28 protein-coding genes and 1 pseudogene are annotated in these 25,613 nt (G+C 68.8%); 23 read left to right on the top strand and 6 right to left on the bottom strand.

Features of this window, described 5'->3' with window-relative positions; all coding sequences use genetic code 11:
- The first annotated feature begins 73 nt into the window (after positions 1-73).
- From CEG14_RS08575 to CEG14_RS08565, 3 genes are read left to right on the top strand one after another with little or no spacing between them, the layout of a single operon-like run.
- Complete coding sequence (locus tag CEG14_RS08575) at positions 74-1,054, top strand: Bug family tripartite tricarboxylate transporter substrate binding protein (protein WP_094825967.1); 981 nt, start codon at positions 74-76, stop codon at positions 1,052-1,054.
- Positions 1,051-2,277 (top strand): CaiB/BaiF CoA transferase family protein, encoded by a 1,227-nt coding sequence (locus tag CEG14_RS08570; RefSeq protein WP_094825966.1) that lies wholly within the window; start codon positions 1,051-1,053, stop codon positions 2,275-2,277. Before CEG14_RS08575 ends, CEG14_RS08570 begins: the two co-directional genes overlap by 4 nt.
- Before the next feature lie 11 nt (positions 2,278-2,288).
- The gene (locus CEG14_RS08565) at positions 2,289-3,455 is read left to right on the top strand and encodes an acyl-CoA dehydrogenase family protein (protein ID WP_094825965.1); all 1,167 of its coding nucleotides are present in this window, start codon (positions 2,289-2,291) and stop codon (positions 3,453-3,455) included.
- 21 nt (positions 3,456-3,476) lie between these two features.
- Here CEG14_RS08565 and CEG14_RS08560 read toward each other — a convergent pair whose 3' ends face one another.
- Positions 3,477-4,214 carry an IclR family transcriptional regulator gene (locus CEG14_RS08560; RefSeq protein ID WP_094825964.1) on the bottom strand — a complete coding sequence of 246 codons (738 nt, stop codon included), beginning with the start codon at positions 4,212-4,214 and terminating at the stop codon, positions 3,477-3,479.
- A gap of 149 nt (positions 4,215-4,363) precedes the next feature.
- On the opposite strand from CEG14_RS08560, the gene CEG14_RS08555 reads away from it, so the two are divergent.
- The 7 genes from CEG14_RS08555 (at position 4,364) to CEG14_RS08525 (ending at position 9,192) form a co-directional block, all read left to right on the top strand.
- Positions 4,364-4,744 (top strand): flagellar protein FlaG, encoded by a 381-nt coding sequence (locus CEG14_RS08555; RefSeq protein WP_094825963.1) that lies wholly within the window; start codon positions 4,364-4,366, stop codon positions 4,742-4,744.
- A 130-nt stretch (positions 4,745-4,874) separates the two neighbouring features.
- A complete protein-coding gene (gene fliD, locus CEG14_RS08550; protein WP_094825962.1) occupies positions 4,875-6,248 on the top strand; it encodes a flagellar filament capping protein FliD in 1,374 nt (457 codons plus the stop codon).
- A 6-nt stretch (positions 6,249-6,254) separates the two neighbouring features.
- The gene (fliS, locus tag CEG14_RS08545; protein ID WP_094825961.1) at positions 6,255-6,683 is read left to right on the top strand and encodes a flagellar export chaperone FliS; all 429 of its coding nucleotides are present in this window, start codon (positions 6,255-6,257) and stop codon (positions 6,681-6,683) included.
- A 47-nt stretch (positions 6,684-6,730) separates the two neighbouring features.
- Entirely contained in the window at positions 6,731-7,081 is a 351-nt protein-coding gene (locus CEG14_RS08540; RefSeq protein WP_094825960.1) for a flagellar protein FliT, read from the top strand.
- The gene (gene fliK, locus CEG14_RS08535) at positions 7,078-8,373 is read left to right on the top strand and encodes a flagellar hook-length control protein FliK (protein ID WP_094825959.1); all 1,296 of its coding nucleotides are present in this window, start codon (positions 7,078-7,080) and stop codon (positions 8,371-8,373) included. The genes CEG14_RS08540 and fliK overlap by 4 nt, the downstream gene beginning before the upstream one ends.
- Positions 8,374-8,383: 10 nt before the next feature.
- Positions 8,384-8,755: an EscU/YscU/HrcU family type III secretion system export apparatus switch protein gene (locus tag CEG14_RS08530; protein ID WP_094825958.1), complete on the top strand. Its 372-nt coding sequence runs from the start codon at positions 8,384-8,386 to the stop codon at positions 8,753-8,755.
- A 32-nt stretch (positions 8,756-8,787) separates the two neighbouring features.
- The gene (locus CEG14_RS08525; RefSeq protein WP_094825957.1) at positions 8,788-9,192 is read left to right on the top strand and encodes a hypothetical protein; all 405 of its coding nucleotides are present in this window, start codon (positions 8,788-8,790) and stop codon (positions 9,190-9,192) included.
- 46 nt (positions 9,193-9,238) lie between these two features.
- Here the strand turns inward: CEG14_RS08525 and fliE are convergent, their stop codons facing one another.
- Positions 9,239-9,589, bottom strand: a complete 351-nt coding sequence (gene fliE / locus CEG14_RS08520; RefSeq protein WP_094825956.1) for a flagellar hook-basal body complex protein FliE — start codon at positions 9,587-9,589, stop codon at positions 9,239-9,241.
- 301 nt (positions 9,590-9,890) lie between these two features.
- On the opposite strand from fliE, the gene fliF reads away from it, so the two are divergent.
- From fliF to fliR, 13 genes are all read left to right on the top strand, one after another.
- A complete protein-coding gene (gene fliF, locus CEG14_RS08515; protein ID WP_094825955.1) occupies positions 9,891-11,570 on the top strand; it encodes a flagellar basal-body MS-ring/collar protein FliF in 1,680 nt (559 codons plus the stop codon).
- Positions 11,560-12,570, top strand: coding sequence for a flagellar motor switch protein FliG (fliG, locus tag CEG14_RS08510; protein ID WP_094825954.1), 1,011 nt, complete (start codon positions 11,560-11,562; stop codon positions 12,568-12,570). The genes fliF and fliG overlap by 11 nt, the downstream gene beginning before the upstream one ends.
- Entirely contained in the window at positions 12,563-13,309 is a 747-nt protein-coding gene (gene fliH, locus CEG14_RS08505; RefSeq protein ID WP_094825953.1) for a flagellar assembly protein FliH, read from the top strand. Before fliG ends, fliH begins: the two co-directional genes overlap by 8 nt.
- Before the next feature lie 29 nt (positions 13,310-13,338).
- The gene (gene fliI, locus CEG14_RS08500; RefSeq protein ID WP_094827456.1) at positions 13,339-14,772 is read left to right on the top strand and encodes a flagellar protein export ATPase FliI; all 1,434 of its coding nucleotides are present in this window, start codon (positions 13,339-13,341) and stop codon (positions 14,770-14,772) included.
- Positions 14,765-15,214, top strand: a complete 450-nt coding sequence (gene fliJ, locus CEG14_RS08495; RefSeq protein WP_094825952.1) for a flagellar export protein FliJ — start codon at positions 14,765-14,767, stop codon at positions 15,212-15,214. The genes fliI and fliJ overlap by 8 nt, the downstream gene beginning before the upstream one ends.
- Before the next feature lie 29 nt (positions 15,215-15,243).
- Entirely contained in the window at positions 15,244-16,581 is a 1,338-nt protein-coding gene (locus tag CEG14_RS08490; RefSeq protein WP_094825951.1) for a flagellar hook-length control protein FliK, read from the top strand.
- Between the two features lie 144 nt (positions 16,582-16,725).
- On the top strand, positions 16,726-17,340 hold the full coding sequence (gene fliL / locus CEG14_RS08485; RefSeq protein WP_094825950.1) for a flagellar basal body-associated protein FliL: 615 nt from the start codon (positions 16,726-16,728) through the stop codon (positions 17,338-17,340).
- Between the two features lie 2 nt (positions 17,341-17,342).
- Positions 17,343-18,353, top strand: coding sequence for a flagellar motor switch protein FliM (fliM, locus tag CEG14_RS08480; RefSeq protein WP_094825949.1), 1,011 nt, complete (start codon positions 17,343-17,345; stop codon positions 18,351-18,353).
- Positions 18,346-18,897: a flagellar motor switch protein FliN gene (gene fliN / locus CEG14_RS08475; RefSeq protein WP_094825948.1), complete on the top strand. Its 552-nt coding sequence runs from the start codon at positions 18,346-18,348 to the stop codon at positions 18,895-18,897. Before fliM ends, fliN begins: the two co-directional genes overlap by 8 nt.
- A 2-nt stretch (positions 18,898-18,899) precedes the next feature.
- Positions 18,900-19,232 (top strand): flagellar biosynthetic protein FliO, encoded by a 333-nt coding sequence (gene fliO / locus CEG14_RS08470; RefSeq protein ID WP_094825947.1) that lies wholly within the window; start codon positions 18,900-18,902, stop codon positions 19,230-19,232.
- A gap of 127 nt (positions 19,233-19,359) precedes the next feature.
- A complete protein-coding gene (gene fliP, locus CEG14_RS08465; RefSeq protein WP_094825946.1) occupies positions 19,360-20,106 on the top strand; it encodes a flagellar type III secretion system pore protein FliP in 747 nt (248 codons plus the stop codon).
- A gap of 13 nt (positions 20,107-20,119) precedes the next feature.
- On the top strand, positions 20,120-20,389 hold the full coding sequence (fliQ, locus tag CEG14_RS08460) for a flagellar biosynthesis protein FliQ (RefSeq protein WP_094825945.1): 270 nt from the start codon (positions 20,120-20,122) through the stop codon (positions 20,387-20,389).
- 16 nt (positions 20,390-20,405) lie between these two features.
- Positions 20,406-21,194 carry a flagellar biosynthetic protein FliR gene (fliR, locus tag CEG14_RS08455; protein ID WP_094825944.1) on the top strand — a complete coding sequence of 263 codons (789 nt, stop codon included), beginning with the start codon at positions 20,406-20,408 and terminating at the stop codon, positions 21,192-21,194.
- Between the two features lie 63 nt (positions 21,195-21,257).
- Here the strand turns inward: fliR and CEG14_RS08450 are convergent, their stop codons facing one another.
- The 4 genes and pseudogenes from CEG14_RS08450 to CEG14_RS26480 form a co-directional block, all read right to left on the bottom strand.
- Positions 21,258-22,856: a methyl-accepting chemotaxis protein gene (locus CEG14_RS08450; RefSeq protein ID WP_094825943.1), complete on the bottom strand. Its 1,599-nt coding sequence runs from the start codon at positions 22,854-22,856 to the stop codon at positions 21,258-21,260.
- A gap of 182 nt (positions 22,857-23,038) precedes the next feature.
- Positions 23,039-24,769, bottom strand: a complete 1,731-nt coding sequence (locus tag CEG14_RS08445) for a methyl-accepting chemotaxis protein (RefSeq protein WP_094825942.1) — start codon at positions 24,767-24,769, stop codon at positions 23,039-23,041.
- Positions 24,770-24,927: 158 nt separating this feature from the next.
- Positions 24,928-25,368 (bottom strand): hypothetical protein, encoded by a 441-nt coding sequence (locus CEG14_RS08440; RefSeq protein ID WP_094825941.1) that lies wholly within the window; start codon positions 25,366-25,368, stop codon positions 24,928-24,930.
- Between the two features lie 65 nt (positions 25,369-25,433).
- A pseudogene (locus CEG14_RS26480) lies at positions 25,434-25,613 on the bottom strand (hypothetical protein); the annotation flags it as partial.

Below are 25,613 nucleotides of genomic sequence, written 5' to 3'. Positions count from 1 at the left end.
TCCTGCACGGCCGGGCGGCGCGCCGCCCGCATACCTATACCTATATAGATAGACATCCACCAGGAGACAAACCATGAACCTGCAGCGCCACGCACGCGCCGCGGCGGCGGCATTGACCGCCCTCGCCGCCGCCTGGACCATCCCGGCCGCCCAGGCCGCCGGCTATCCCGAGAAACCGATTTCGCTGATCGTGCCCTTCCCGGCCGGCTCCGGCACCGACGCGGTCGGCCGCATCTTCGCCAACGAGCTGTCGCAGCGGCTCGGCCAGCAGATCGTGGTCGAGAACAAACCGGGCGCCAACGCCACGATCGCCGCCAACTACGTGGCGCGCGCCAAGCCCGACGGCTACACGCTGTTCGTCACCACCAACACCTCGCATTCGGCGGCGCCGTTCCTGATGAAGAACGTGCCCTACGACCCGGTGAAGGATTTCACGCCGATCGCGCGCGGCGGCAACCTGCCGTTCATCCTGGTGGTGAATCCCAAGCTGCCCTACAAGACCGTGACCGAGCTGATCGCGGCGGCCAAGGCCAAGCCCGGCAAGATCACCTACGCCAGCGGCAACAGCACCGGCATCGTGGCCGGCGCCACGCTGGCGCGCCGCGCCGGCGTCGACATCCTGCACGTGCCGTACAAGGGCACCCCGCAGGCGGTCACGGACGTGATCGGCGGCCAGGTGGACTTCATGTTCACCGACCTCGCCTCCGGCCTGCCCTTCGTGCAATCGGGGCAGTTGCGCGCCCTCGCCGTGTCGACCGCCAACCGCAGCGCGATCGTGCCCGACCTGCCCTCCATGAAGGAGGCCGGCGTGGCCGACTTCGACCTCAACTCGTGGAACGGCTTCTTCGGTCCGGCCGGCCTGCCGCCGGAGGTCGTGACCCGCGTGAACACCGCCATCAACCAGATCGTCACCGATCCGGCCATCAAGAAGAAGCTTGCCGACCTCGGCTTCGACGCCTTCAGCGGCACGCCGCAGGACTTCGGCACATTCGTCGCCGGCGAACGCGACCTCTGGGGCAAGCTCATCCGCGACGCCGACATCCAGCCACAATGACCACACCCACTGCTGCTTCCCGCGCAAGCGCCGGCCCGCTGGCCGGCGTGCGCATCCTCGATCTCAGCTCCGTCGTGATGGGGCCCTACGCCACCCAGGTGCTGGGCGACCTGGGCGCCGACATCATCAAGGTGGAGTCGCCCGCCGGCGACAACATGCGCGCCGTCGGGCCCATGCGCAATCCGGGCATGGGCCATCTGTATCTGCACCTGAACCGCAACAAGCGCTCCATCGTGCTCGACCTCAAGTCCGAGGCCGGGCGCGAGGCCTGCCTCAAGCTGGCCGAAAGCTGCGACGCCCTGCTCTACAACATCCGCCCCCAGGCCATGGCCCGGCTCGGTCTGTCGTATGACGCGGTGGCGGCGCACAATCCGCGCATCGTCCACATCGGCGCCTACGGCTTTGCCGAGGCCGGCCCCTATGCCGGCCGCCCCGCCTACGACGACCTGATCCAGGGGCAGACCGCGATCGCCGACCTGAGCGCGCGCCAGAGCGGCGACGTGCCGCGCTACGCGCCGCTGACGCTCGCCGACCGCAGCGTCGGCCTGCAGGTGGCGGTGGCGCTGCTGGCGGCCGTGGTGCATGCGCGCGCCAGCGGCCACGGCCAGGCCGTCGAGGTGCCGATGTTCGAGGGCATGGCGCACATGGTGCTGGGCGACCATCTGGGCGGCCACACCTTCGAGCCGCCGCTCGGCCCCACCGGCTACGCCCGCCTGCTGGCGCCGCACCGCCGCCCCTACGCGACGGCCGACGGCTATGTCTGCCTGCTGATCTACAACGACAAGCACTGGCGCAACTTCTTCGACCTGATCGGCCAGCCCGAGCTCAACGACGACCCGCGCTTTTGCAATCACGGCGCCCGCGCGCAGCACATCGACGCGGTCTACGCCTTCGTGGCCGAGGTCATGCGCACGCGCGACAGCGCGACCTGGCTGGCGCTGCTGGGCGAGGCCGACATCCCGGCCTCGCGGCTGTACTCGGTCGACGACCTGATCGACGACCCGCAGCTGCGCGCCACCGGACTGGTGCGCGAGGTCGAGCATCCGAGCGAGGGCCGGCTGCGCACCACCGGTCCGCTGGGCCGCTACAGCGCCACCCCCACCGACCTGCGCCGCCCCGCGCCGCGCCTGGGCGAACACACCGAGGAGGTGCTGCGCGAAGCCGGCCTCTCGGACGCCGAGATCGCCGTGATCGCGCGGCTGCGCACCGATTCCCCCACTTGAGGACACGACCCATGGATTTTGAGTTCAGCCCGGACCAGCTGGCCCTGCGCGATGCGGTGAGCCGGGTCTGCGCGCAGTTCCCCGACGACTACTGGCTGGAACGCGACCGCGACGGCGGCTTTCCGCACGACTTCCACGCGGCCCTGGCGCGCGACGGCTGGCTCGGCATCGCCATGCCGCAGGAGCACGGCGGCGCCGGCCTGGGCATGACCGAGGCCGCCCTCATGATGCAGACCATCGCGGCCTCGGGCGCGGGCTTTGCCGGCGCCTCCGCGGTGCACATGAACATCTTCGGCCTGAACCCGGTGGTGGTGTTCGGCAACGACGCGCAGCGCGCGCGCTGGCTCGAGCCGCTCATCGCCGGCCGCGAGAAGGCCTGTTTCGCGGTGACCGAGCCCGACGCCGGGCTCGACACCACCCACCTGAAGACCCGCGCCGAGCGCCAGGGCGACCACTACGTGGCGCATGGGCGCAAGATCTGGATCTCGACCGCGCAGGTGGCGCACAAGATGCTGCTGCTGGCGCGCACCACGCCCCTCTCCGACGTGGCCAAGCCCACCCAGGGCCTGTCGCTCTTCTATACCGACCTCGACCGCGAACGGGTCGAGGTGCGCGAGATCGAGAAGATGGGCCGCAAGGCGGTGGATTCGAACATGCTGTTCATCGACGGCCTGCGGATCCCGGAGGCCGACCGCGTGGGCGAGGAAGGCCGCGGCTTCGAATACATCCTGCACGGCCTGAATCCGGAGCGCATCCTGATCGCGGCCGAGGCCGTGGGGATCGGCCAGGCGGCGCTGGCGCGCGCGGTGCAGTATGCCGGCGAGCGGGTGGTGTTCGGCCGCCCGATCGGCCAGAACCAGGGCATCCAGCACCCGCTGGCGCAGGCCTGGATGCAGCTCGAGGCGGCCAACCTGATGGTGTTCAAGGCCGCCAGCCTCTACGACGCCGGCCTGCCCTGCGGGCCCTATGCCAACACCGCCAAGTACCTGGCGGCCGAGGCCGGCCACAACGCCTGCCAGACGGCCGTGCTGACGCTGGGCGGCATGGGCTACGCCAAGGAATACCACGTGGAACGGCTGCTGCGCGAGAGCTACATCCCGCGCATCGCGCCGGTCAGCCCGCAGCTCATCATGTGCTTCATCGCCGAGAAGGTGCTGGGTCTGCCGCGCTCGTACTGAGCCCGCCGAGGCGGGGTCGCGTCAGTGATCCTGCTCCAGCGCGGTGCAGGCCGCGCGCAGGATGCTGGCGTAGGCCTGCTGGTTGGGCTCGATGCGATAGATCGGCCCGCCCACGGAGATCGCGTAGGTTTCGCCCGACAGCGCGAGCGGCCAGGCGATCGCCCCCACGTCGGCGATCGATTCGCCCATGTTCGAGTACCACCCCCGTTCGCGCGACTGCGCGAGGTCGGCCAGCACCTGCTCGGGCGTGGTCAGGGTGCGCGCGTTGTAGCGCGTGAGCGGCGTGCCCGCGAGCAGCGCCTGGCACTCGCCCGCCGGCAGCTGCGAGATCAGCGCCTTGCCCAGCGAATTGGCGTGGATCGACTTGAACTCGCCGGCCACGGGCGCATAGCGGATCGTATGGGGCGAGTCCAGCACGTCGAGGTAGACCACCCGGTGGTCGGCATCCAGCTTGGCGAACACCACGGTCTCGCGGGTGGCCTCGCGCAGCTCGACCAGGCTGGGATAGACCCGGTCCAGGACCGGGTCGGCGCGCGCGATGCGCTGGGCCATGGCCAGCAGCCGGCCGGTCGGGTAGTAGCCCTGGCGGCGGCCGGTCTCGTAGAGGTAGCCCTGCGCGGCCAGGGTACGGATGAGCGCCAGGCAGCTGGAGACCGGCACGTCGAGCAGGCGCGCCAGTTCCGTCAATGACAACGCCCGCTTCTCGCGGGCGTAGGTCTCGATGATCTCGATGACGCGTAAGGCGGTTTTGACACTCATCGGCGGTGGGGGCCAGGGGTCGAATCAGGGAATAAAAGCCCTTTCCGGCCCTAAAGTTCCGTTTAAGGTTGCCGTTATGGTAGCTGAGAAACACCTCCAAAAACCGTTGCGTCCCCAAAGACGCCGATACCGCCCAGCCGGGAGTGATCATGGCCGTGAGTCCTATCAGTACCGCTTCGCACATCCTGCCCGCCGTCGCGCCGGCGCCACAACCCGTCGATCCGGCGGTGGCCAGCAACGCCGTCGCGCCCACCGGCCGCGGCCAGCACACCGGCAACGATTCGCAGCCCGGCAGCCAGCCCGGCGCCAACCAGTCGATGGAAAAGGCGCTCGACGACATCAACAACCAGCTGCGCGCCTGGTCGACCGAACTGCAGTTCGAGATCGACCCCGACGTCCATGCGGTCGTCGTGTCCGTGCTGGATTCGGAGTCGGGCGAAGTGCTGCGCACGATCCCCTCGGAAACGGTGCTTCGGATCGCCAAAATGATCGTGAAGATGCAGGGAAATGCCGTCCAGACGACGGCCTGAATTCGAAAGACCGGCCAGTCGGAAAGCGACTGGCGCCATAAACCTCGAAGTAGCCCGACCTTATGCCCTTGCCCGGCAAATAGGCCGCATCAATTTTTGACAGAATCGCATTGCTAGGAAGGAGTACTACATGGCCACCATCACGTCCCTCGGCTCCTCGGGTTTCCCTTTGCAAGAAACCCTGGACAAGCTGCAGAAAGCTGAAGAGCAGCGACTGACGCTGATCTCGAACCAGCAATCCAGCTTCGAGACCAAGATTTCGGCCTACAGCAAGCTGCAGAGCGCGATCGAAGCGGTCCAGAAGGCCGCGGCCGCGCTCGGTACCAGCGCACTGAGCGCCGTCAAATCGACCGTGAGCGACGACAAGTCGGTCACGGTGAAGACGGCCGCCGGTGCAGTCCCCGGTTCCTACAACATCAAGGTGGAAAGTCTCGCCACCGCCCAGACCCTGCAATCGGGTTCGTTCACCGACCGCATGGCGCAGAACGGCGCCGGCGGCACGCTGGAAGTCAAGCTGGGCGACGGCACGACCAAGAAGATCGAGCTCGGCTCGGACACGTCCCTGAACGGCATCGTCAAGACGATCAACACGTCGGACGACCTGGGCCTGAGCGCGACCGTCATCAACGATGGCAACGGCAACAACTTCCTGATGATCACCAGCAAGACCGAAGGCACCGACGCCTCTGTCGCGCAGCTGGAGATCACCGGCAACACGACGCTCGCCGGCAAGCTGAACTTCGACGTGAACGACCTGGCCAACTCGAAGCTGACGGTGCAGACCGAAGCCAAGAACGCCAAGCTCGAAGTCAACGGCGTGGCCGTGACCAGCCAGACCAACACGGTGGATTCCGTGGTCGACAACGTCACCTTCGTGCTGAACAAGGTGCCGGAAGCCGACGTGAAGGTGACCATCTCGGCCGATACGGCCGCCGCCTCGACCGCCGTGCAGAACTTCGTCAAGGCGTACAACTCGCTGCAGACGACGATCTCCGACCTGACCAAGTTCGACGTCACCGCCGAGACCCAGAGCGCCCTGACCGGCGACGGCACCACCCGCTCGATCCAGAACAGCATCGCCGGCGCCCTGCGCGTGGCGACCTCCGAAGGCGACCTGCGCACCCTGAGCGCGCTCGGCATCACCACCGACGTCAAGACCGGCCAGATCACGCTGGACCAGGAAAAGCTGGACAAGGCGCTGGCGGAGAACCCCGCCGACGTGCGCCGGATCCTGAGCGGCACCGATGGCCTGACCGAAAAGATGGCCAGCGTCACCGACACCATCCTGGGCAGCAAGGGTTCGATCAAGAATCGCACCGAGGGCCTGCAGGAAACCATCGCCACGCTGAAGAAGCAATACGATTCGACCAAGGCATCGATCACGGCCACCATGGACGCCTACCGCGCCCAGTTCGTGAAGCTCGACGCCATGGTCGTCCAGATGAATGGCACCAGCTCCTACCTGCAACAGCAGTTCGCCAACCTGTCGAAATCGACGTCTTAATCTCTGATGACCTACGCCGCACGCCGCCCCACCGGATACTCATCCGTACGTTCCTACAGCGATATCGGCCTGGAGACCCAGGTCATGAGCGCGCCGCCCGAGCGCCTCATCACGTTGCTGTACGACGGGGCGCGCGCGGCCATCGGTCAGGCTCGCATCTATATGGAAGCGGGCCGGACGGCTGAGCGTGGCCAGGCCATATCCAAGGCCGTGCGCATCGTTGACGAAGGGCTGAAGCTGGGGCTCAACATGGAGGCCGGCGGCGAAATCGCCGCCAACCTCTCCCAGCTTTACGACTTCATCATCCGCACCCTGCTCAGAGCCAATTTGCATGCGGACGTCGAACAGCTAGACATCGCCGACCGCCTGCTTGCCGATCTCGCGCAGGCCTGGCAGACCGCCAACGACCAGCCTGCTGGCACCGCACCCGCTTGATGCGGGCGCCATACCCATCGCCACGCCGCGATACGCGCGAGATATTTATGACGGCCCTAACGCAGCACGCTCCGGTCATCGAGCTATACCAACATATCGCCCAAGTGACGGGCGATATGCTGGCGGCAGCTCAGGACGGAGATTGGACCCGGGTTCTCGGACTCGGCCATTTGTACATCGACCTCGTCGAGCGCCTGCGGCTGCTCGAACCGCGCCAGCCGCTCGACGAAGCCGGGCGCACGCTCAAGCACGACCTGCTGGTGCGCATCCTCGAGAACGACGCCGCGGTGCGCGATCTCGCGGTGCCGCAACTCTCGCGGCTCGGTGATATGCTCGGCCGCATGAAGCGACAACAATCCCTGCTTGCCACCTACGGTGGCAAGGCCACCGGCACATGAGCATCGGCCCGCCCGCCCTGGGCAACGTCCTGGTTCAACGGTTGGATGCCGTGCTCGGCACCACCATGGCGGCAAGCGCCAACCTGATTTCCGGCGCCCGGCCCGACGCCGTCACGCAGCCCGGCGAAGCCGCGCGCGCGGGCCAGCTCGGCCGCAACCCGCGCGGCCTCGACCAGGTCGTCGGCCGCAACGGCCAGCCGGCCGTGCTCGACGCCAAGACCGCGGCCGCCCTGGCGCTGGCCGCCCGCGGCACCGTCACCCGCAACGACACCACCTCGTCGGCGCCGACCACGCTGGGCTCGACCGCGCGCACCATCCTGGCGCTGCTGGCCACGTTCCCCGAGCAGGCGCCGCCGATCCAGGGCCGTGCGCCGCTCATCATGCCGCAGGGCCAGGCTGCCGCCGGCAATCCGGCCGCGGCCCAGCCGCAGGCCGCGCCCGCCCCGGCCCCGAACGCAAACCCCGCCGCGCAGGCGCCGGCCCCCAACGCGCCGACCGCCGAGGCCGCCGTGCTGCGCGGCACGCCGCTGCCCACCGGCGCAGGCCAGGCCGCTCACGCGCAGGGCGCCGCCCCGACCCACGCCGGCGCCGGCCAGTTGCCCGCGCAACTGGCGCAGACGCTGCGTGCGGTACTGGCCGACAGCGGCATCTTCTACGAATCGCACCTGACCGAAATGGTGTTCGGCAAGCGCACGCCCGAGCAGTTGCGCGCCGAACCCCAGGCCCGGCTGGCCCAGGCCCATGAAGTGGCCCAGAGCCCGGAAGGCCAGAAGGCGACCCAGGCCGCCCAGGCCGCGCGCACCGCCACGCCGCTGCCGCCGGGCGCGCCCGACCTGCCCGACACGACCACCTCGTTGCTGCCGCAACATTCTGGGCTCAACCCCGACAGCACCGCGCTGGTGCGCCAGCAGCTCGAGGCGCTGGCCAACCAGATGGTGTCGTGGCGCGGCGAGGCCTGGCCCGGCGCCGACATGGAATGGGAAGTGCAGCGCGATCCCTACGGCGAAGACCAGCCCGGCGATCCGGCCACGCACTGGAATACCCGCCTCACGCTCGAGCTGCCCCGCCTGGGCCAGGTCGAGGCGCGCCTGTCCCTGGCCGGCTCGCAACTGGTGCTCAACATCGTCGCGCCGCAAGGCGCCGTCGAGCTCAACCAGCAATCCGAACACCTGCGCAGCAAGCTCGGCGCCGCCGGGCTGACCCTGTCGAACCTCACGATCGACGCCATGCCGCCGCAGCTCATCATGCCGCCCGGCCTGTTCCCGCCGTTCTCGCCGCCCTTCTCGTTCTGAGCCACCCGCCATGATCCGCTACGCTGGCCCGCAGGCCGAGCCTCCCGCCCCTGGCCCGAACGAGGGCCGCAATTCCGCCGTCGCGCTCAGCTACGACGAAGGCGACGACGCGCCGCGCGTGGTCGCCAAGGGCTACGGCCAGCTGGCCGACACCATCGTGCGCAACGCGCGCGAACACGGCCTGTACGTGCACGAGTCGCCGGAGCTGGTGGGCCTGCTGATGCAGGTGAACCTCGACGCGCACATCCCGCCGCAGCTCTACACCGCGGTAGCCGAATTGCTGGCCTGGCTGTACCGGCTCGAGTCGCGCGAGGTGCCGACCCTGCCGGGCGCGGCGCCCGTGCCGACGCTGCCGGGTGCGGCGCCGACGCCGGCCGCCTGAGCCGGCCCCCGACACTTCCCCACCGCGTTTCCATGAACCAACCGCGCCCCGTGGTGTATTACACCGAGCTGCTGCGTCGTGCCGACGAGATCCGCACGGCGCTGGGCGAGCTCATGCATCCGGACACCGACGCCTACGCCCACGACGGGCAGGGCAACGAATGGCCGGTGCTGGTGCTGGGGACCGACTGGCAGACCAAGCTGTTGTTCTGGCGGCCGCGCGATCTGGCGCAGCTCGACCAGGCGCCGGGCGGCCGCGCCCTGCTGGGCGGCACGCAGGCCGTGGAAATGCACGCGGCGCGCTCGGACGGCTCGCGGGTGCAATTGCATCTGGGACGGCCGCAGGTCGTGCGCTTCAGCGACGACAGCCTGGCCATGGTGTCGGATTTTCCGGCCGAACTGCGGCTGGACACCCCTTACGCGGCGGCCGGCAACTGACACCGGCCCGGCCGCGCGCCTTGCACGCGCGGCCCCGCTCGCGACGTCAGATCGACATCGACGAAATTTCCTTGTAGGCCGCGACCAGGCGGTTGCGCACCTGGACCGTGGTCTGGAAGCCGAGGCTCGACTTCTGCAGGTCGATCATGACGTCGTTGAGCGACACGTTGGGCGCGCCCAGCTCGAAGGCCTTGGACTGCGCCGTCGCGGCCATCTGGGCCGACGACACGCGCTTGATCGAACGGGCGAGCTCGTCGGCGAAGCTGACGGCACGGGTCGCGTCCGCGGCGCCCGGGCTCAGGTCGGCGGCGGACACGCCACCGCTCTGGGCCGTGCGCACCACCGCGCGCATCTGGGAGAGCATGCTTTCAATGCCGGACAGGCCGGAAACAGCCATGATCGCAATCCTTTCTGGGAATCTGGGTAAGTCTGGACGCTAGCGTACCCCCGCCGCGGCGCGGCCATAAAGCCTATAAACCGGGGAAAAACCCGTCAGTTCCGCCGATGCCCGGCGCGCCCGACCGGGGCGCGATACATAGGGGACAAATAACACCGAAAAACCCTCGTTTTCATCGATTGGGATTGCAACGGCCGCCGCCATAATCCAGCGTCCCATAAGCCGAAGCACGTTGCATGTGTAACTTGCCCCTCTCGCCCATGTCGTCTGTTTACCTGCACCGCGTCAGCGGGGGCTGCCAATGAATCAGCAGGCTACCCTGAGCTCCTCGCTATTGGCGAAGTTCCCTGCGCTGGAAAAAGTCCGCGCGCTTCCCAAGCCCCTGTTGCTCGGCATCGCGGCCGCGCTCGTCGCCGTCATCGCGGCCGTGACGCTATGGAGCCGGGAACCCGATTACAAAGTGCTGTTCTCGAATCTCGATGATCGGGACGGTGGCGCCATCGTGACCGCGCTGGGGACGATGAACGTGCCCTACCGCTTCAGCGAAAACGGCTCCGCCCTGCTGGTGCCGGCCAACCGGGTGTACGACACCCGCATGCAGCTGGCCAGCCAGGGCCTGCCGCGCGGCGGCTCGGTCGGCTTCGAGCTGATGGACACCGCGCGCTTCGGCGCCAGCCAGTTCGCCGAACAGATCACCTACCAGCGCGGCCTCGAAGGCGAGCTGGCGCGCTCGATCGAAGCCATGAACACCGTGCAGCACGCCCGCGTGCACCTGGCCATGCCGCGCCAGTCGCTGTTCGTGCGCGATCGCCAGCCGCCCACCGCCTCGGTGCTGCTCAACGTCTACCCGGGCCGCAGCCTGAGCGACTCGCAAGTGTCGTCGATCGCCTGGCTGGTCGCCTCCAGCGTGCCCGAGCTGACCGCCGAGAACGTCTCGATCGTCGACCAGAACGGCCGCCTGCTGTCCAACCCGGCCGGCGAAGGCCGCGGCATGGACGCCGACCAGACCCGCTACATCCGCGACATGGAGCAGCGCACGGTCGAACGCATCCTGACCATCCTGAATCCGCTGGTCGGCCCGGGCAACGTGCATGCCCAGGCCAGCGCCGAGGTGGACTTCGCCCGCCGCGAGGAGACCTCGGAAAGCTATCGTCCGAACCAGGATCCGAACCAGGCGGCGGTGCGCAGCAAGCAGACCAGCGACTCGCACCAGGCCGGCGCGGCCGCCGCGATCGGCGTGCCCGGCGCGCTGTCGAACCAGCCGCCCGCCCCGACCCAGGCGCCCATCGTCAATCCGCAGGCGCCCAACCAGCCCAATCCGCAGAACGCCCAGCAACAGCAGCAACAGCAGCAGGGCCAGAACACCGGCACCGGCGGCGCCGCTGCCGGCCAGGGCGGCCCGGTCAATGACCGCCGCGACGCCACGATCAACTACGAAGTGGATCGCACCATCAGCCACGTCAAGCAGTCGGTGGGCCAGCTCAAGCGCCTGTCGGTGGCCGTGGTCGTGAACTACATGCCCAACAAGGACGGCGAGCCGCAGGCCCTGCCCGAGGAAGAGCTCACCAAGCTGACCAACCTGGTGCGCGAAGCCATGGGCTACAGCGAAGCGCGTGGCGACACGCTGAACGTGGTCAACAGCCAGTTCAACGACACGCCGCCCGCCCTGCCGATCTGGCGCGATCCGGAAATGATCGCCCTGTTCAAGACGATCCTGACCTGGCTGATCGGTGCCGTGGTGCTGCTGTGGCTGTACCGCCGTATCAAGCCGGCCGTCACCGACTACTTCTACCCGCAGATCGACCCCGAGACCGAGGCGGAGCAGCGTCTCGAAGCCGAGCGCGAGGCCCAGGCCGCCGCCCGCGCCAAGGAAGTCGACCGCTACGAAGACAACCTGCAACGCGCCCGCGACATGGCCAACAAGGATCCGCGTGCCGTTGCCATGGTCCTGCGTGCATGGATGACCAAAGATGAAAAATGAAGGCAAGCCGCTTGACGGCATGACCCGCAGCGCCGTGTTGCTGATGTCGCTGGGCGAGGACGCGGCCGCCGAGGTGTTCAAGTACCTCAGCGCCCGCGAGGTCCAGCAGGTGGGCGGCGCCATGGCCAGCCTCAAGCAGGTCACCCGCGGCGACGTCGCCGTGGTGCTGGAGGAGTTCCGCCAGGAGGCCGACCAGTTCATGGCCGTGACCCTCGGCTCGGACGACTACATCCGCACCGTGCTGACCAAGGCGCTGGGCAGCGACCGCGCCGCCGGCCTGATCGAAGACATCCTGGAAGCCGGCGAAGGCGGCAGCGGCATCGACGCGCTGAACTGGCTCGACGCCCATACCGTGGCCGAGCTGATCGGCGACGAGCATCCGCAGATCATCGCCACGATCCTGGTGCACCTGGAGCGCGACCGCGCCGCCGGCGTGCTGGCCATGCTGACCGACCGCCTGCGCAACGACGTGATGCTGCGCATCGCCACCTTCGGCGGCGTGCAGCCCGCCGCCCTCTCGGAGCTCACCGAAGTGCTCAACTCCGTGCTGGCCGGCCAGGGCGCCAAGCGCAGCAAGATGGGTGGTGTGCGTACGGCGGCCGAGATCCTGAACATGATGAACTCGACCCAGGAAGAATCGGTGGTCGAGAGCCTGCGCGAACGCGATGCGGACCTGGCGCAGAAGATCATCGACGAGATGTTCGTGTTCGACAACCTGATCGACGTCGAAGACCGCGGCATCCAGCTCATCCTCAAGGAAATCGACAACGACACGCTCATGGTCGCGCTCAAGGGTGCGCCGGAAGAGCTGCGCAGCAAGTTCCTGCGCAACATGTCGAGCCGAGCCGCCGAGATGCTGCGCGAGGACCTGGAGACCCAGGGCCCGATCCGCATGTCGAAGGTGGAAGGCGAGCAGAAGAAGATCCTGCAGATTGCCCGCCGCCTGGCCGAGAGCGGCCAGATCACGCTGGGCAATTCCGGAGACGATGCGTATGTCTGACACCCCCGTGCTCGATACGAAGCCCCTGCCCCGCAGCGCCGCCTGGCGCCGCTGGCAGATGCTGTCGTTCGACGCGCCGGTGGCCGAGCCCGAACCCGAACCGGTCGTCGTGGCCGACCCGGGTCCGGACCCGGAGGAACTGCGCCGCCAGTGGCGTGCCGAGGCGCGCGCCGAGGGCCTGGTGCAGGGCCGCAAGGAAGGTCACGCCCAGGGTTACGAGGCCGGCCACAAGAAGGGCCTGGAAGAAGGCCGTGCCGCCGGCCACGCCGAGGGCCATGCCGCCGGCCTGGCCGAGGCGCGCGCGCAGGGCGCCGACGAAGCGCAGCGCCTGCGCACGCTGGCCGACGCCAGCGCCGATTCGTTTGCCCAGATCGAGGCCCGCATGGGCCAGAGCCTGCTCACGCTGGCGCTGGACATCGCCGGCCAGATCCTGCGCACCACGCTGGCCGAGCAGCCCGAATCGATGCTGGCCGCGGTGCGCGAAGTGCTGCACCTGAATCCCACCAGCGGCGGCGTGATGCGCCTGTGGGTGCACCCCGACGACCTGGAACTGATCCGCCTGCACCTGGCCGACGAGCTGCGTGACGGCAACTGGCGCGTGCTGGCCGACGAATCGATCGCGCGCGGCGGCTGCCGCGCCGAAACGCCCTACGGCGACATCGACGCCACGCTGCAGACCCGCTGGCGCCGCGTCGCGGCCTCGATGGGCCGCAGCGCTTCCTGGGAGGAAGGCGTGTGAGCCAGGCCGCCCTCGCGCCCGACGCGCCCGTGCCCGTGATCGACCGCTGGGAAACCCAGCTGCAGATCGGGTCGATCCGCGCCGCCTCGACCGAGCCCTGGCTCGCCAGCGGCCGTATCACGCGCGCCACCGGCCTGGTGCTGCACGCGACCGGCCTGCGCCTGCCCGTGGGCGCCGCCTGCCGCATTGAGATCGCGCGCGGCCACGACCACTGGGCCGACGCCGAGGTCGTGGGCTTCGACGGACATACGCTTTATCTGATGCCGCAGGCCGACATTTCCGGCCTGCCGCCCGGCGCCCGCGTGGTGCCCGCCGAACCCGTGGTGCAGCGGGCCGTGCCCCTGCCCCGCAAGGCCGAACTCAACGGCAACGCCAAGCCCCAGCTCGGCCGCCACCTGCCGGTCGGCAACGCCATGCTCGGCCGCGTGGTCGACGGCGCCGGCCGTCCGCTCGACGGCCTGGGCCCGCTGACCTCGACCGAGGCCGCCCCGCTGTCCGCCCAGCCCATCAACCCGCTCTCGCGCGCGCCGATCGACTCGGTGCTCGACGTGGGCGTGCGCGCCATCAACGGCATGCTCACCGTGGGCCGCGGCCAGCGCATGGGCCTGTTCGCCGGCTCGGGCGTGGGCAAGTCGGTGCTGCTGGGCATGATGGCGCGCTACACGCGCGCCGACGTGATCGTGGTCGGCCTGATCGGCGAACGCGGCCGCGAAGTGAAGGAATTCATCGAGCACAACCTCGGCCCCGAGGGCATGGCGCGCTCGGTCGTGGTGGCCGCCCCGGCCGACGTGTCGGCGCTGCTGCGCCTGCAGGGCGCCGCCTACGCCACGCGCCTGGCCGAGCACTTCCGCGACCAGGGCCTGGACGTGCTCCTGATCATGGACTCGCTTACCCGCTACGCGATGGCGCAGCGCGAAATCGCCCTGGCGATCGGCGAGCCGCCGGCCACCAAGGGCTATCCGCCGTCGGTGTTCGCCAAGCTGCCCGCGCTGGTCGAACGGACCGGCATGGGCGCGCCCGGTCCGAACGGCAAGGCCGGCTCGATCACGGCGTTCTACACCGTGCTGGCCGAGGGCGATGACCAGCAGGATCCGATCGCCGACTCGGCGCGCGCGATTCTCGACGGCCACATCGTGCTGTCGCGCACGCTGGCCGAGCAGGGTCACTACCCCGCGATCGACATCGAAGCCTCGATCTCGCGCGCCATGACCTCGCTCATCTCGCCCGAGCAGTTCGGCATGGTGCGCCGCTTCAAACAAGTGCTGTCGCGCTACCAGCGCAACCGCGACCTGATCTCCGTCGGCGCCTATGTCGCCGGCGCCGACCCGCAGCTCGACGACGCCATCGCGCGCTATCCGCGCCTGGAAGCCTTCCTGCAGCAGAACATCGGTGAGAACGTCGGCTACGACGACGCGATCCACCAGTTGCGCGCCACCTTCGAAACGAGGAACGCTTATGCCTAGTCAACTTCCGCTGGACATGCTCATCGGGCTGGCCAAGGACGCCACCGACGACGCGGCCCGTGAACTCGGCAAGATCAGCGCCGAACGCAACAACGCCGAACGCCAGCTGCAGATGCTGCACGACTACCGCCAGGACTACCTGACCCGGCTGTCGCAGGCGATGCAGAACGGCATGGCGGCCTCGGATTGCCACAATTACCAACGCTTCATCGGCACGCTCGATGACGCCATCGCCCAGCAGGGCAACGTGCTGCGCGACATCGACCAGCAACTGCACGCCTGCCGCCTGAACTGGCAGAACGAGAAGCGCAAGCTCAGCTCGTTCGACACGCTGGCGCAGCGCCGCGAACAGGCGCGCCAGGTGGTCGAGAACCGCCGCGAACAGCGCGTCAACGACGAATATTCGGCCCGCCTGGTCCAGAACCGCGCGCGCCTGCACTGATACACCGCATACACGAAGGAACGCCTCCCATGACGACCTCCGCACTGCCCTTGCCGCAACTGGCCATCGCGCCGGCGCCCGTCCCGGCCGCGCCGGCCCCCGCGCCGTCCGCCGCCGACAAGAGCGGCCCGAGCTTCTCGCAAGTGCTTGCCCGCCAGAAGGACAACGGCGCCGATGCCGGCGCCAAGGACGGCAAGACCGCCAGCCGCGACAACGCGCCGGCCCCGAGCCAGCCCGCCGACAAGCCGGCCGCCAAGCCGTCTGCCGGCGCCGACAACGGCAAGACCGAGACGGCTGACGCCGCCGAAGGCAGCGACGGCGCCACCGACGCGGCCGGCGACGCCGCCGCGAAGGCCGCCGCCGAGCTCGCCGCCCAGGCCGCGCTGCTGGCCCAGCTGGCCAGCCAGGCGCCCGCCGCCGCGGCCGCTCCGGCCGCCACGCCCGCCGAGGCACCGCTGGCCGCCAGCCTGCCGCAACAGGCCCTGCAGATCGCCGCCGGCGTCGCCGAGGTGCAGGCGCGCGTCGCCGCCGCCAATGCGCCGGTCCAGCCGGCCGTCGTGGCCGCCGAAGAGCACGCCGCACCCGCGGCCGCGCAGCCCGCCCCTTCCCTGGCCGCCGCACCCGCGCCGGAACAGGTCTCGGCGCCCGCCGCCCAGCCGCGCCTGACGCCGGCCGTCGAGGCGGCGCTGCCGCGCGCGGCCGCGCCCGCACCGGCGGCACCGCAGCCCGAGCTGCCGGCCGCCGCGCAACCGGTCGGCACCGAGGAGCCGGTGCTGCAGCACACGCCCAATGCGCCGGCCGCGCACGTGGCTGACCTGGCCAACGCGCTGCAGGCTGCCGTGCAGCAGCAGAGCCAGGCTGTGGCGGCCCGCCCCGCCGTGGCCGCGCCGGTCGTGACCGATCCGATGGCGGTGTCGATGAGCGTGAACACGCCGGTCGGCGCCACCCAATGGGGCCAGGACCTCGGGCGCCAGATGATGACCCTCTCGCAGGCCGCTCAGCGCGGTCCGCAGACCGCCGACCTGCGCCTGGATCCGCCCGACCTCGGCCCGCTGCGCGTCACCATCAGCCTGAGCGATGGCATCGCGAGCGCCAGCTTCGTGTCGGCGCATGCCGCCGTGCGCAACGCGGTCGAATCCGCCCTGCCGCAGCTGCAGCAGGCACTGGCCCAGGCCGGCATCTCGCTGGGCCAGACCAGCGTCAGCGACCAGGGCAGCCAGCAGGCCTTCGACACCCAGGGCCAGGGACAACGCCAGCGTCAGGGCGGCCAGCAGGATGGCGCGGCCGGTAGCGACGCAGGCGCCGCCACGGTGGAAGTGGCGTTGCCCACGCGCAACAGCAACGCGCTGGTCGACACCTTCGCCTGAGGCGGGAGCGCAGCGCAGCAATAGCCTGAGTTACCCCGCTTTCGCCCTGTTTATCGGCTGCAAGGTGAGGGGGCAATTCCGGCAGAATGCTTGAATTCCATACGAACCTTTTTTATCCAGCCGCAACCTCGCATCGAATCAGAGATGGCCACTTCCAAAACCGCTTCCATGCCTTCGCGCAGCACTTTGCCCTCCCGCAAAGGCGGCGCGGGCGCCCTTCTCCGCCCGTTGCTGGCGCTGTTGGTATTGCTGATCGTGGCGGGCGCCAGCGTGGCCATCACCTGGTACCTGACCACCCGCAACATCCAGCAGAATGCCGCGCCGGTGCAGATCGGCGTGGGCCAGGGCGGCGCCGTCAACGGCACGCCCGGTGCGCCCGGCGCGCCTGGCGCCCCGGCGCCGACGACCTTCGTCGCCGCGCCCACCACCCCGGCCGTCGTGCCCGCCCCGATCTTCATTCCGCTCGAGGCCTTCACGGTCACGCTGCAGAGCCCGGAGACGGAACGCATCCTGCACGTGGGCCTGACCCTGCGCGTCGGCGACGACCAGACCCGCCAGCGCATCGAGAAATACATGCCGGAAGTGCGCAGCCGCATCCTGATGGTGCTGTCGGCGCAGTCCCCGCAAGCGGTGCAGACCGCGCAGGGCAAGAATGACCTGGCTGCCGCCATCGCGCAGGCCGTCAACCGCCCCTTTTCCCCCCTGCCTGATGGGCAGTACGTCACCGACGTGTTGTTCACGGCGTTCGTGGTGCAATAAGCATGGCCTACGAGGCGTTTCTTTCGCAGGATGAAGTCGATGCGCTGCTGGCTGGCGTTACCGGCGAGAGCGATGACAGCAAGACCACAGCCAGCGCGCCCGACGGCACGCGTCCGTATGACCTGAGCTCGCCCGATCGCGTGGTGCGCCGGCGCATGCAGACGCTGGAGCTGATCAACGAGCGCTTTGCCCGCAACATGCGGCACGTGCTGTTGAACTTCATGCGCCGCAACGCCGACATCACCGTCGGCTCGATCAAGATCATCAAGTACGCGGATTTCGAGCGCAACCTGCCGGTGCCCTCGAATCTGAACATGATCCAGATGAAGCCACTGCGCGGCACGGCGCTGTTCACCTACGACCCCAACCTGGTGTTCCTGGTGATCGACAGCCTGTTCGGTGGCGACGGCCGCTACCACACGCGCGTGGAAGGCCGCGACTTCACCACGACCGAGCAGCGCATCATCCGCCGCCTGCTCAACCTGACGCTCGAGAGCTACGGCAAGTCGTGGGATCCGGTGTATCCGATCGAATTCGAATACGTGCGCTCCGAGATGCACACCAAGTTCGCCAGCGTGACCGGCGACAACGAGGTGGTGGTCGTCTCGCCGTTCCATATCGAGTTCGGTGCGACCGGCGGCGACCTGAACATCTGCCTGCCCTACTCGATGATCGAGCCGGTGCGCGACCTGCTCACGCGCCCGCTCCAGGACACCGCGCTCGAGGAAGTCGACCAGCGCTGGTCGCATCAGCTGTCGCGCCAGGTGCGCAGCGCCGATGTGGACCTGATCGCCGAGTTCGGCCGCATCCCGTCGAGCATCGGCGAGCTGATGCGCCTGAAGGCCGGCGACATCCTGCCGGTGGAAGTGCCCGATACCATTACCGCCCACGTCGACGGCGTGCCCATCATGGAATGCGGCTACGGCGTTTTCAACGGGCAGTACGCGCTGCGCGTACAGAACATGCTCAATTACGAAGAATCCGATCTCAACGAGGCCCCCGACCATGACTGATACGAACGAGCGGCCCGACCCGACCGGTACCGGTGCGCCCGCCTCCCCGGCTGACGACTGGGCCGACGCGCTCGCTGAACAATCCCGCACGCCGCCGACCCAGGCCGATGGCCTGAAGCAGGAAGACGATTGGGCGGCCGCCATGGCCGAACAGACCGCCGCACCCGCTGCCGCCGCCCCGGCTGCGCCCGCCCCGGCCGCGCCGGCGCGTCCCGCCGCCCAGCCCGCCGCGCAATCGGTGTTCAAGCCGCTGGCCAGCCAGGATGCCCCCGCCGGCGCCGACATCGACCTCATCATGGACGTGCCCGTCCAGCTGACGGTCGAGCTGGGCCGCACCCGCCTCACCATCAAGAACCTGCTGCAGCTGGGCCAGGGCTCGGTGGTCGAGCTCGACGGCCTGGCCGGCGAGCCGATGGACATTTTCGTCAACGGCTACCTGATCGCCCAGGGCGAAGTGGTGGTGGTGGAAGACAAGTACGGCATCCGCCTGACCGACATCATCACCCCGTCCGAACGCATCAACCGCCTCAACAATCGTCGCTGAGCATGGAAGACGGTGCCGTCATGCGTGTGATCGTGGGCCTCGCGCTGGTCGTGGCCGCGATCCTGGTGATGGGCTGGCTGGCGCGCCGCGCCGGCCTGGTCCAGCGTGGCGGCGGCAGTCTGCTGCGCCAGGTGGCGTCCCTGCCCCTGGCGCCGCGCCAGAGCGTGGTGGTGGTCCAGATCGAAGACACCTGGCTGGTGCTGGGCGTCACGCCGAACCAGATCACCACGCTGCATACCCTGCCCGCGGGCGAGCTGCCCGCCGCGCAGGCCGCGGCCGGCGCCGCCGCCGGTGCATTCGCCCAGAAACTCGGCCAGGCGCTCAAACGGCGCTGACCCGGTCGGCTGCCATGCCCTTCTTCGCCCGTCCGTTCGCGATCCATCCATGACTTACCCCAACGGCTCCCCGCCAGCGCGTCGTCCCGGCTTCCTGCAAGCGGCCTGGGCCAGCGTGCGCCCGCGCATGCGCGGCGCGATCGGCCTCGGCGTTATCCTGGCCCTGGCGGCCATGCCGGCCGGCGTGATCGCGCAGGCCACCCTGCCCGCGCTCACCACCACGCCGGGACCGGGCGGCTCGGAAACCTATTCGCTCAGCATGCAGACCCTGCTGCTGATGACGTCGCTGTCGTTCATCCCGGCGGCGCTGCTGATGATGACGGGCTTCACCCGCATCATCATCGTGCTGGGCCTGCTGCGCAGCGCGATGGGCACGGCCATGTCGCCGCCCAACCACGTGCTGGTCGGGCTGGCGCTGTTCCTGACCTTCTATACGATGTCGCCGGTGTTCGACAAGATCTACACCGAGGCCTACCAGCCGCTCACCGCCGGATCGATCAACTTCGAGACCGCGGTGGAGCGCGCCTCCGCGCCGCTGCACACCTTCATGCTGCACCAGACGCGCGAGAACGACCTCACGCTGTTCGCCAACATGGCGAACCTGCCCGCGATCGAAGACCCGTCCAAGGTGCCGATGCGCATCCTGATCCCGGCCTTCATCACCAGCGAGCTCAAGACCGCGTTCCAGATCGGCTTCACGATCTTCATCCCGTTCCTCATCATCGACCTGGTGGTGGCCAGCGTGCTGATGGCGCTGGGCATGATGATGGTGCCGCCGGTGACCGTGTCGCTGCCGTTCAAACTGATGCTTTTCGTGCTGGCCGACGGCTGGCACCTGCTGCTGGGCTCGCTGGCCCAGAGCTTCTACCAATAGCCGGGGTGCCGCGATGACCGCCGAAGCCGTAATGACCATGACCTACCAGGCGATGAAAGTCGCCCTGGCCATGGCCGCGCCGCTGCTGCTGATCACCCTGGTCGTGGGCCTGGTCATCAGCATCTTCCAGGCCGCGACGCAGATCAACGAAATGACCCTGTCGTTCATTCCCAAGCTGCTCGCCATGTGCGGCGTGCTGGTGCTGCTGGGACCCTGGCTGATGGGCATCATGGTCGACTACATCCGCCAGCTGATCGGGGGCATCCCGATGCTGGTGTCCTGATGCGGCGGGCGGGGCCGTGATCCAGTTCACGGAAGCGCAGCTGACGTTCTGGCTGTCGCAGTTCCTGTGGCCGTTCGTGCGCATCCTGGCGCTGATCGGCTCGTCGCCGCTGTTCTCCGAATCCGCCATCCCCATCAAGGTCAAGATCGGCCTGGGCTTCGCGCTCACCGTCGCGCTGATGCCGACGCTCGGCCCCTTCCCCACCATCCCGCCCGGGTCCTGGGAAGGCCTGATGGTGCTGACCCAGCAGATCCTGATCGGCGTCGCCATGGGCCTGACCATGCGCATCGTGTTCGCCGCCGTGCAGACCGCCGGCGAATACATCGGCCTGCAGATGGGCCTGTCGTTCGCGTCCTTCTTCGATCCCGGCACCGGCGCCAACACGGCCGTGCTGGCGCGCTTTCTCAACATCATCGCGATGCTGACCTTTCTCGCGCTGGACGGGCATCTGCTGATGCTGGCCGGGCTGGTCAAGAGCTTCCAGCTGCTGCCCATCGAGGTGATGTCGCTCGACCGCAATGGCTGGGGCATCCTGACCGAATGGGGCGGCACGGTGTTCGTCTCGGGCCTGCTGCTGTCGCTGCCGCTGGTGTGCGCGCTGCTCACGCTCAACCTTGCCATGGGCATCCTCAACCGTGCCGCGCAACAGCTCACCGTATTCGCGGTGGGTTTCCCGATCATGCTGACCGTCGGCCTGATCCTGCTCACCATCGTGCTGCCGCACGCCGGCCCCTTCCTCGAGGGCATGTTCGAACGCGGCCTGCAGACCATGAGCGACATCGCCAACGGCCTCGCCGGCCGCTGAACGAGGCGCGCGGGTCGGGACAAAAAAAATGGGCGCCCTCGGGCGCCCATCGTGCGAATCGCGTCAGATCCGCTCGTCCCCCATCCGGAACACCTGCACCGTCTCGCGCAGCGCCATCGACTGCGCGCCGAGCTGCTGCACGGTGGCGCCGAGCTGCTGCACCAGGCCGGAGTTCTGCTGGGTCATGCCGTCCATCTCGGCCACGGCCTGGTCGACCTGCTCGATGCCGCTGGCCTGCTGCTGCGAGGCCACCGAGATCTCGCCGATGATGTCGGTCACGCGACGCACGGCGGCTTCGATGTCCTGCATCGTCACGCCGGCCTCCTCGGCCTGCGCCGACCCTTCCGTCACGCGCTGGACCGAATCCTCGATCAGGTCCTTGATCTCGCGCGCGGCCTGGGCGCTCTTCTGCGCCAGGCTGCGCACCTCGCCCGCCACCACCGCGAAGCCCTTGCCGGACTCGCCCGCCCGCGCCGCCTCCACCGCGGCGTTGAGCGCCAGGATGTTGGTCTGGAACGCGATGCCCTCGATGATGTTGACGATGTCGGCGATCTTGCGCGAGCTGTCGGAGATGCCGTGCATCGTGTGCACCACCTGCCCCACCGCCGCGCCGCCCTTGCGCGCCACTTCCATGCTGCTGGCCGCGAGCTCGTTGGCCTGGCGCGCATGGTCGGCGTTCTGGCGCACGGTCGAGGTCAGCTCCTGCATGCTGGCCGCGGTGTTCTGCAGCGAGGCGCCCTGGTCGTCGGTCCGGGCGGCCAGCTCCTGGTTGCCGCGCGCGATGCCCAGCGCCGCGTGGGAGGTGCCCTCGATGCCGCGATAGACGTCGCGGGCGATCCCGATCAGGCTCTTGCGCATCACGTCGAGCGAGAAGGCCAGGTCACCCACCTCGCCCTCGTCTTCCGAGTACACCTGCGAGGTCAGGTTGCCGGCGGCGACCTGGCGCGCCATGTCGGCCGCGTCGCGGATCGGGCCCAGCACCGCGCGCGCCAGCCAGACGCTCATGGCGCCGATGATGGCCACGCCGCCCGCCACGCCCGCCACGCCCAGCGCCTGGGCCAGCGTCGACAGCGCATCCCAGCGCTCGGCCAGCGCCCAGCCCGCCGTGCCGGCGAACAGCGCGGCGGACACCAGCGTGAAGCGCAGCAGCTGCGGCCGCACGCCGGCCGACAGCGGATAGCCCAGCACGCGCAGCGCGCGGCGCCAGCCGGTGCGCACCGCGCGCCCGTCCTGCACGCGCCAGCCGCGCGCCGTGCCTTCGCGCATGCGCGCATACAGCGCCGCCGCCTCGGCGATCTGTTCGTCGCTCGGCTTCACGCGCACCGACGAATAGGCGGTGACCTCGCCGTTCTCGAAGATCGGGGTGGCATTGGCCAGCACCCAGTAGAAGCCGCCGTCCTTGCGGCGGTTCTTGACCACGCCGAGCCAGGAACGGCCGGCCTGCAGGGTGCGCCAGAGGTCTTCGTATGCCTCCGGCGGCATGTCGGGATGGCGCACGATGTTGTGGGCCTTGCCGATCAGCTCGTCGCGCTCGAAGCCGCTGACTTCGACGAAAGCGGGATTGGCGTAGGTGATGCGGCCTTTCGTGTCGGTGCGCGAAATCAGATACTGATCGTCGCGCAGCCGGGTCTCCACGTCATGGATGGGTAAATTGACGCGCACTCGTGTCTCCTTGAAGAACGCTCAACACAGCTTGTTGTAGTGGTTGCGCCGCGCCCACGTACGGGACGTGGCGCGGCGCACGGATCCGGGGATCCGGACTTCTGAAGCGAGGGGATGTGGGCCAGGGAGGCCACCCGGGTCCGGGTGGCCCGCCCGCGGCGGCCCGCCGCGGGCCCGTCCCGTCAGGTCTGCGCGACCATCGGGGCGTTGTAGCCGGCCAGTTGCTGGGCCGACACATCGATGACTTCGCCGTTGTTGATCTTGAACACGGCCACGGCCTCGGCCAGGCGTTGCGCCTGGTCCTGCAGCGAACCGGCGGCGGCTGCCGCTTCCTCGACCAGCGCGGCGTTCTGCTGCGTGACCTCGTCCATCTGCGCCACGGCGCGATTGACCTGGTCGATGCCGCTCGACTGCTCTTCCGAGGCCGCCGAGATCTCGCCCATGATGTCGGTCACGCGCTTCACCGACGCCACGATCTCCTGCATGGTGTTGCCGGCGCGCTCGACCTGCTGCGAACCCGTGCCCACCTTCGACACCGAGTCCTCGATCAGCACCTTGATCTCCTTGGCGGCCTGGGCGCTGCGTTGCGCCAGCGAGCGCACTTCGCCCGCCACCACCGCAAAGCCCTTGCCCTGCTCGCCCGCACGCGCGGCCTCGACAGCGGCGTTGAGCGCCAGGATGTTGGTCTGGAACGCGATGCCGTCGATCACCGACACGATCTCGGAGATCTTGCGCGAGCTGCCGGAGATGGCTTCCATGGTGTGCACCACTTCCGACACCGCAGAACCGCCGCGCTCGGCGACATCCGACGCGCTGGCGGCCAGCTGGTTGGCCTGGCGCGCGTTGTCGGCGTTCTGCTTCACGGTCGAGGCCAGCTCTTCCATCGAGGCGGCCGTTTCTTCCAGCGAGGCGGCCTGCTGCTCGGTGCGCGACGACAGGTCGGTGTTGCCCGCGGAGATTTCCTGGGCGCCCACGTTGATCTCGTCCACGCCACGGCGCACCTGCGACACGGTGCGGGTCAGGCTTTCCTGCATGCGCTTGAGCGCGGCGAACAGCTGGCCGATCTCGTTGCTGTTGCGCACGTCCACGCGCGCCGTCAGGTCACCGGCGGCGATGCGGTCGAAGTGCTGGCCGGCCTCGATGAGCGGACGCACGACCAGGCGGCCGAACACGATGCGGGCGATGATCATCAGCAGCAGCGCCAGCACCACGGCGGCGGCCACGGCCATCAGCGCGCGGTCGAAGTTGGTCTTGGCCGACGTGATCGTGGCCTGCTGTTCCGAGTCGATGTACTTGCCGAACTCATTCAGCGCATCGATGAAGGCGGCGCTGCGCGGCGTGCCGTACTCGTTGTTGACCATGTAGAACGTGGAATAGTCTTCGCTGCGCAGGGCCTCGACCATGGTGTCCACGCCATCGTCGATGTACGAGCGGTAGCGGCGCACCAGGTTCATGGAGAGCTGGCGGCCCGTGTCGTCTTCCAGCATGTTCTTCTGGAATTCGGAGAAGCGGGTGCGCACGCCGGTGAGCAGGTCGGTCGCATCCTTCAGCGTCTTGGTGGCGGCGGCGCCGGCGTTTTCGCCCGAGCCCCAGCCCGACTCCTGCAGGTGGCGCGCGGCCACCATCAGGGACACGCGGGCACGCAGCATGTCGCTGTTGATGATTTCGACTTCCTTGGCCCGGCCGGTCAGGTCATTGACCCGTTGCACCGACTCGTAGTTCTGCTGCAGGAAGAAGGCCGCCATCGCGCCCACCAGGGCGATCAGCACGGCGAAGAAGCCCATCACCCACAACAGCAGGGTGCCGACATGCGCATTGCGCAAGGAGAAGGAGCGCTTCTGTTTCTGCTTGGGTGCGCGGGCGCGTTTTTTCGACTTGCTTGTCTTTGCGCCTGATTCGAAACTCGTTTCCATTTTTCCCCGTCCTTCAGGATATTCCAACTCGATGAGACATACCGCCTGCAGGGGTGCGGCCCTGCGGGTGGCTTCTGGCACCGGTCGCCGCGGCTGGCCTGCTGCCGGCGGGACCTTCGCGCTTCATGCCGCGCGGGTACGGTTGCGGTACCCGGTCACTACCTTGCCGGTGCCGGCGGCACCGTGATCGTGATGACCTCAACCGGCGCTTGCGCCGGCTGCTCGACCACCACCGGAGCCGGTGGTTGGGGCCCGAGGAGCTTCTGGCGCTCCCAGGGTTCGAGCAGGATGTTGGTGCTGTCGACCAGACGCACCAAACGACCGTCGGGACCGAACTCCAGCCAGGCCTCTTTGCGGCTGTACAGGCCATCGGTCACGAACGTGATCTTGTGTTGCCACAGCACCATGGTCGTGCCGTCGCGCTGGGCATAGACCTGCGCGGGCTGCGCATTCAATGCGCGGATCGCGTCGGTCACGGTGCTCTGGCCGGGGGTCAGCGTGGACAGCTTGCCCGGGTCGAAGTTGTGGCCGGTCGCGGCGCAACCGGCCAGCAGCCCGACGGCCACCGTCCATGACAACAGATGCTTGACTACTCGCATGACACTCCATCCGGCCCGCAGGCCCAAAAAAACCTGTCAACCGGCGGCCGCCTGGCCGCCGGCACTCAGAATGACTCCCAGTCGTCGTCCGCGGGCGCGCGGCGCGAGGCCGGCCGCGTGCCATTGAGCGACCCGTTGCCCTGGGCCGCGGACCGGGCCGCGTGCGCAGCGGCGGGCGCAGCGGCGCCCGCGGACACCGGGCGCACGGGCGGGCGAACCGCGGCGCGCGTGGCCGGTGCGGCGCG

It is taken from the genome of Bordetella genomosp. 1 (genome assembly GCF_002261335.1).
Taxonomy (GTDB): domain Bacteria; phylum Pseudomonadota; class Gammaproteobacteria; order Burkholderiales; family Burkholderiaceae_B; genus Bordetella.
The sequence above is the reverse complement of the archived record's forward strand: the minus strand, read 5'-3'. Positions and strand labels throughout refer to the sequence as shown.

Coding starts and splice junctions, on each gene's coding strand:
- fliK (WP_094825959.1), top strand. CDS start 7,078: ATGAGCATCGGCCCGCCCGCCCTGGGCAACGTCCTGGTTCAACGGTTG.
- CEG14_RS08490 (WP_094825951.1), top strand. CDS start 15,244: ATGACGACCTCCGCACTGCCCTTGCCGCAACTGGCCATCGCGCCGGCG.
- fliE (WP_094825956.1), bottom strand. CDS start 9,589: ATGGCTGTTTCCGGCCTGTCCGGCATTGAAAGCATGCTCTCCCAGATG.
- fliH (WP_094825953.1), top strand. CDS start 12,563: ATGTCTGACACCCCCGTGCTCGATACGAAGCCCCTGCCCCGCAGCGCC.
- fliG (WP_094825954.1), top strand. CDS start 11,560: ATGAAAAATGAAGGCAAGCCGCTTGACGGCATGACCCGCAGCGCCGTG.
- fliP (WP_094825946.1), top strand. CDS start 19,360: ATGCGCGGCGCGATCGGCCTCGGCGTTATCCTGGCCCTGGCGGCCATG.
- fliQ (WP_094825945.1), top strand. CDS start 20,120: ATGACCGCCGAAGCCGTAATGACCATGACCTACCAGGCGATGAAAGTC.
- CEG14_RS08440 (WP_094825941.1), bottom strand. CDS start 25,368: ATGCGAGTAGTCAAGCATCTGTTGTCATGGACGGTGGCCGTCGGGCTG.
- fliF (WP_094825955.1), top strand. CDS start 9,891: ATGAATCAGCAGGCTACCCTGAGCTCCTCGCTATTGGCGAAGTTCCCT.
- CEG14_RS08570 (WP_094825966.1), top strand. CDS start 1,051: ATGACCACACCCACTGCTGCTTCCCGCGCAAGCGCCGGCCCGCTGGCC.
- CEG14_RS08525 (WP_094825957.1), top strand. CDS start 8,788: ATGAACCAACCGCGCCCCGTGGTGTATTACACCGAGCTGCTGCGTCGT.
- fliJ (WP_094825952.1), top strand. CDS start 14,765: ATGCCTAGTCAACTTCCGCTGGACATGCTCATCGGGCTGGCCAAGGAC.
- CEG14_RS08530 (WP_094825958.1), top strand. CDS start 8,384: ATGATCCGCTACGCTGGCCCGCAGGCCGAGCCTCCCGCCCCTGGCCCG.
- fliN (WP_094825948.1), top strand. CDS start 18,346: ATGACTGATACGAACGAGCGGCCCGACCCGACCGGTACCGGTGCGCCC.
- CEG14_RS08445 (WP_094825942.1), bottom strand. CDS start 24,769: ATGGAAACGAGTTTCGAATCAGGCGCAAAGACAAGCAAGTCGAAAAAA.
- fliM (WP_094825949.1), top strand. CDS start 17,343: ATGGCCTACGAGGCGTTTCTTTCGCAGGATGAAGTCGATGCGCTGCTG.
- CEG14_RS08540 (WP_094825960.1), top strand. CDS start 6,731: ATGACGGCCCTAACGCAGCACGCTCCGGTCATCGAGCTATACCAACAT.
- CEG14_RS08555 (WP_094825963.1), top strand. CDS start 4,364: ATGGCCGTGAGTCCTATCAGTACCGCTTCGCACATCCTGCCCGCCGTC.
- fliS (WP_094825961.1), top strand. CDS start 6,255: ATGACCTACGCCGCACGCCGCCCCACCGGATACTCATCCGTACGTTCC.
- fliL (WP_094825950.1), top strand. CDS start 16,726: ATGGCCACTTCCAAAACCGCTTCCATGCCTTCGCGCAGCACTTTGCCC.
- CEG14_RS08560 (WP_094825964.1), bottom strand. CDS start 4,214: ATGAGTGTCAAAACCGCCTTACGCGTCATCGAGATCATCGAGACCTAC.
- fliO (WP_094825947.1), top strand. CDS start 18,900: ATGGAAGACGGTGCCGTCATGCGTGTGATCGTGGGCCTCGCGCTGGTC.
- fliD (WP_094825962.1), top strand. CDS start 4,875: ATGGCCACCATCACGTCCCTCGGCTCCTCGGGTTTCCCTTTGCAAGAA.
- CEG14_RS08575 (WP_094825967.1), top strand. CDS start 74: ATGAACCTGCAGCGCCACGCACGCGCCGCGGCGGCGGCATTGACCGCC.
- CEG14_RS08565 (WP_094825965.1), top strand. CDS start 2,289: ATGGATTTTGAGTTCAGCCCGGACCAGCTGGCCCTGCGCGATGCGGTG.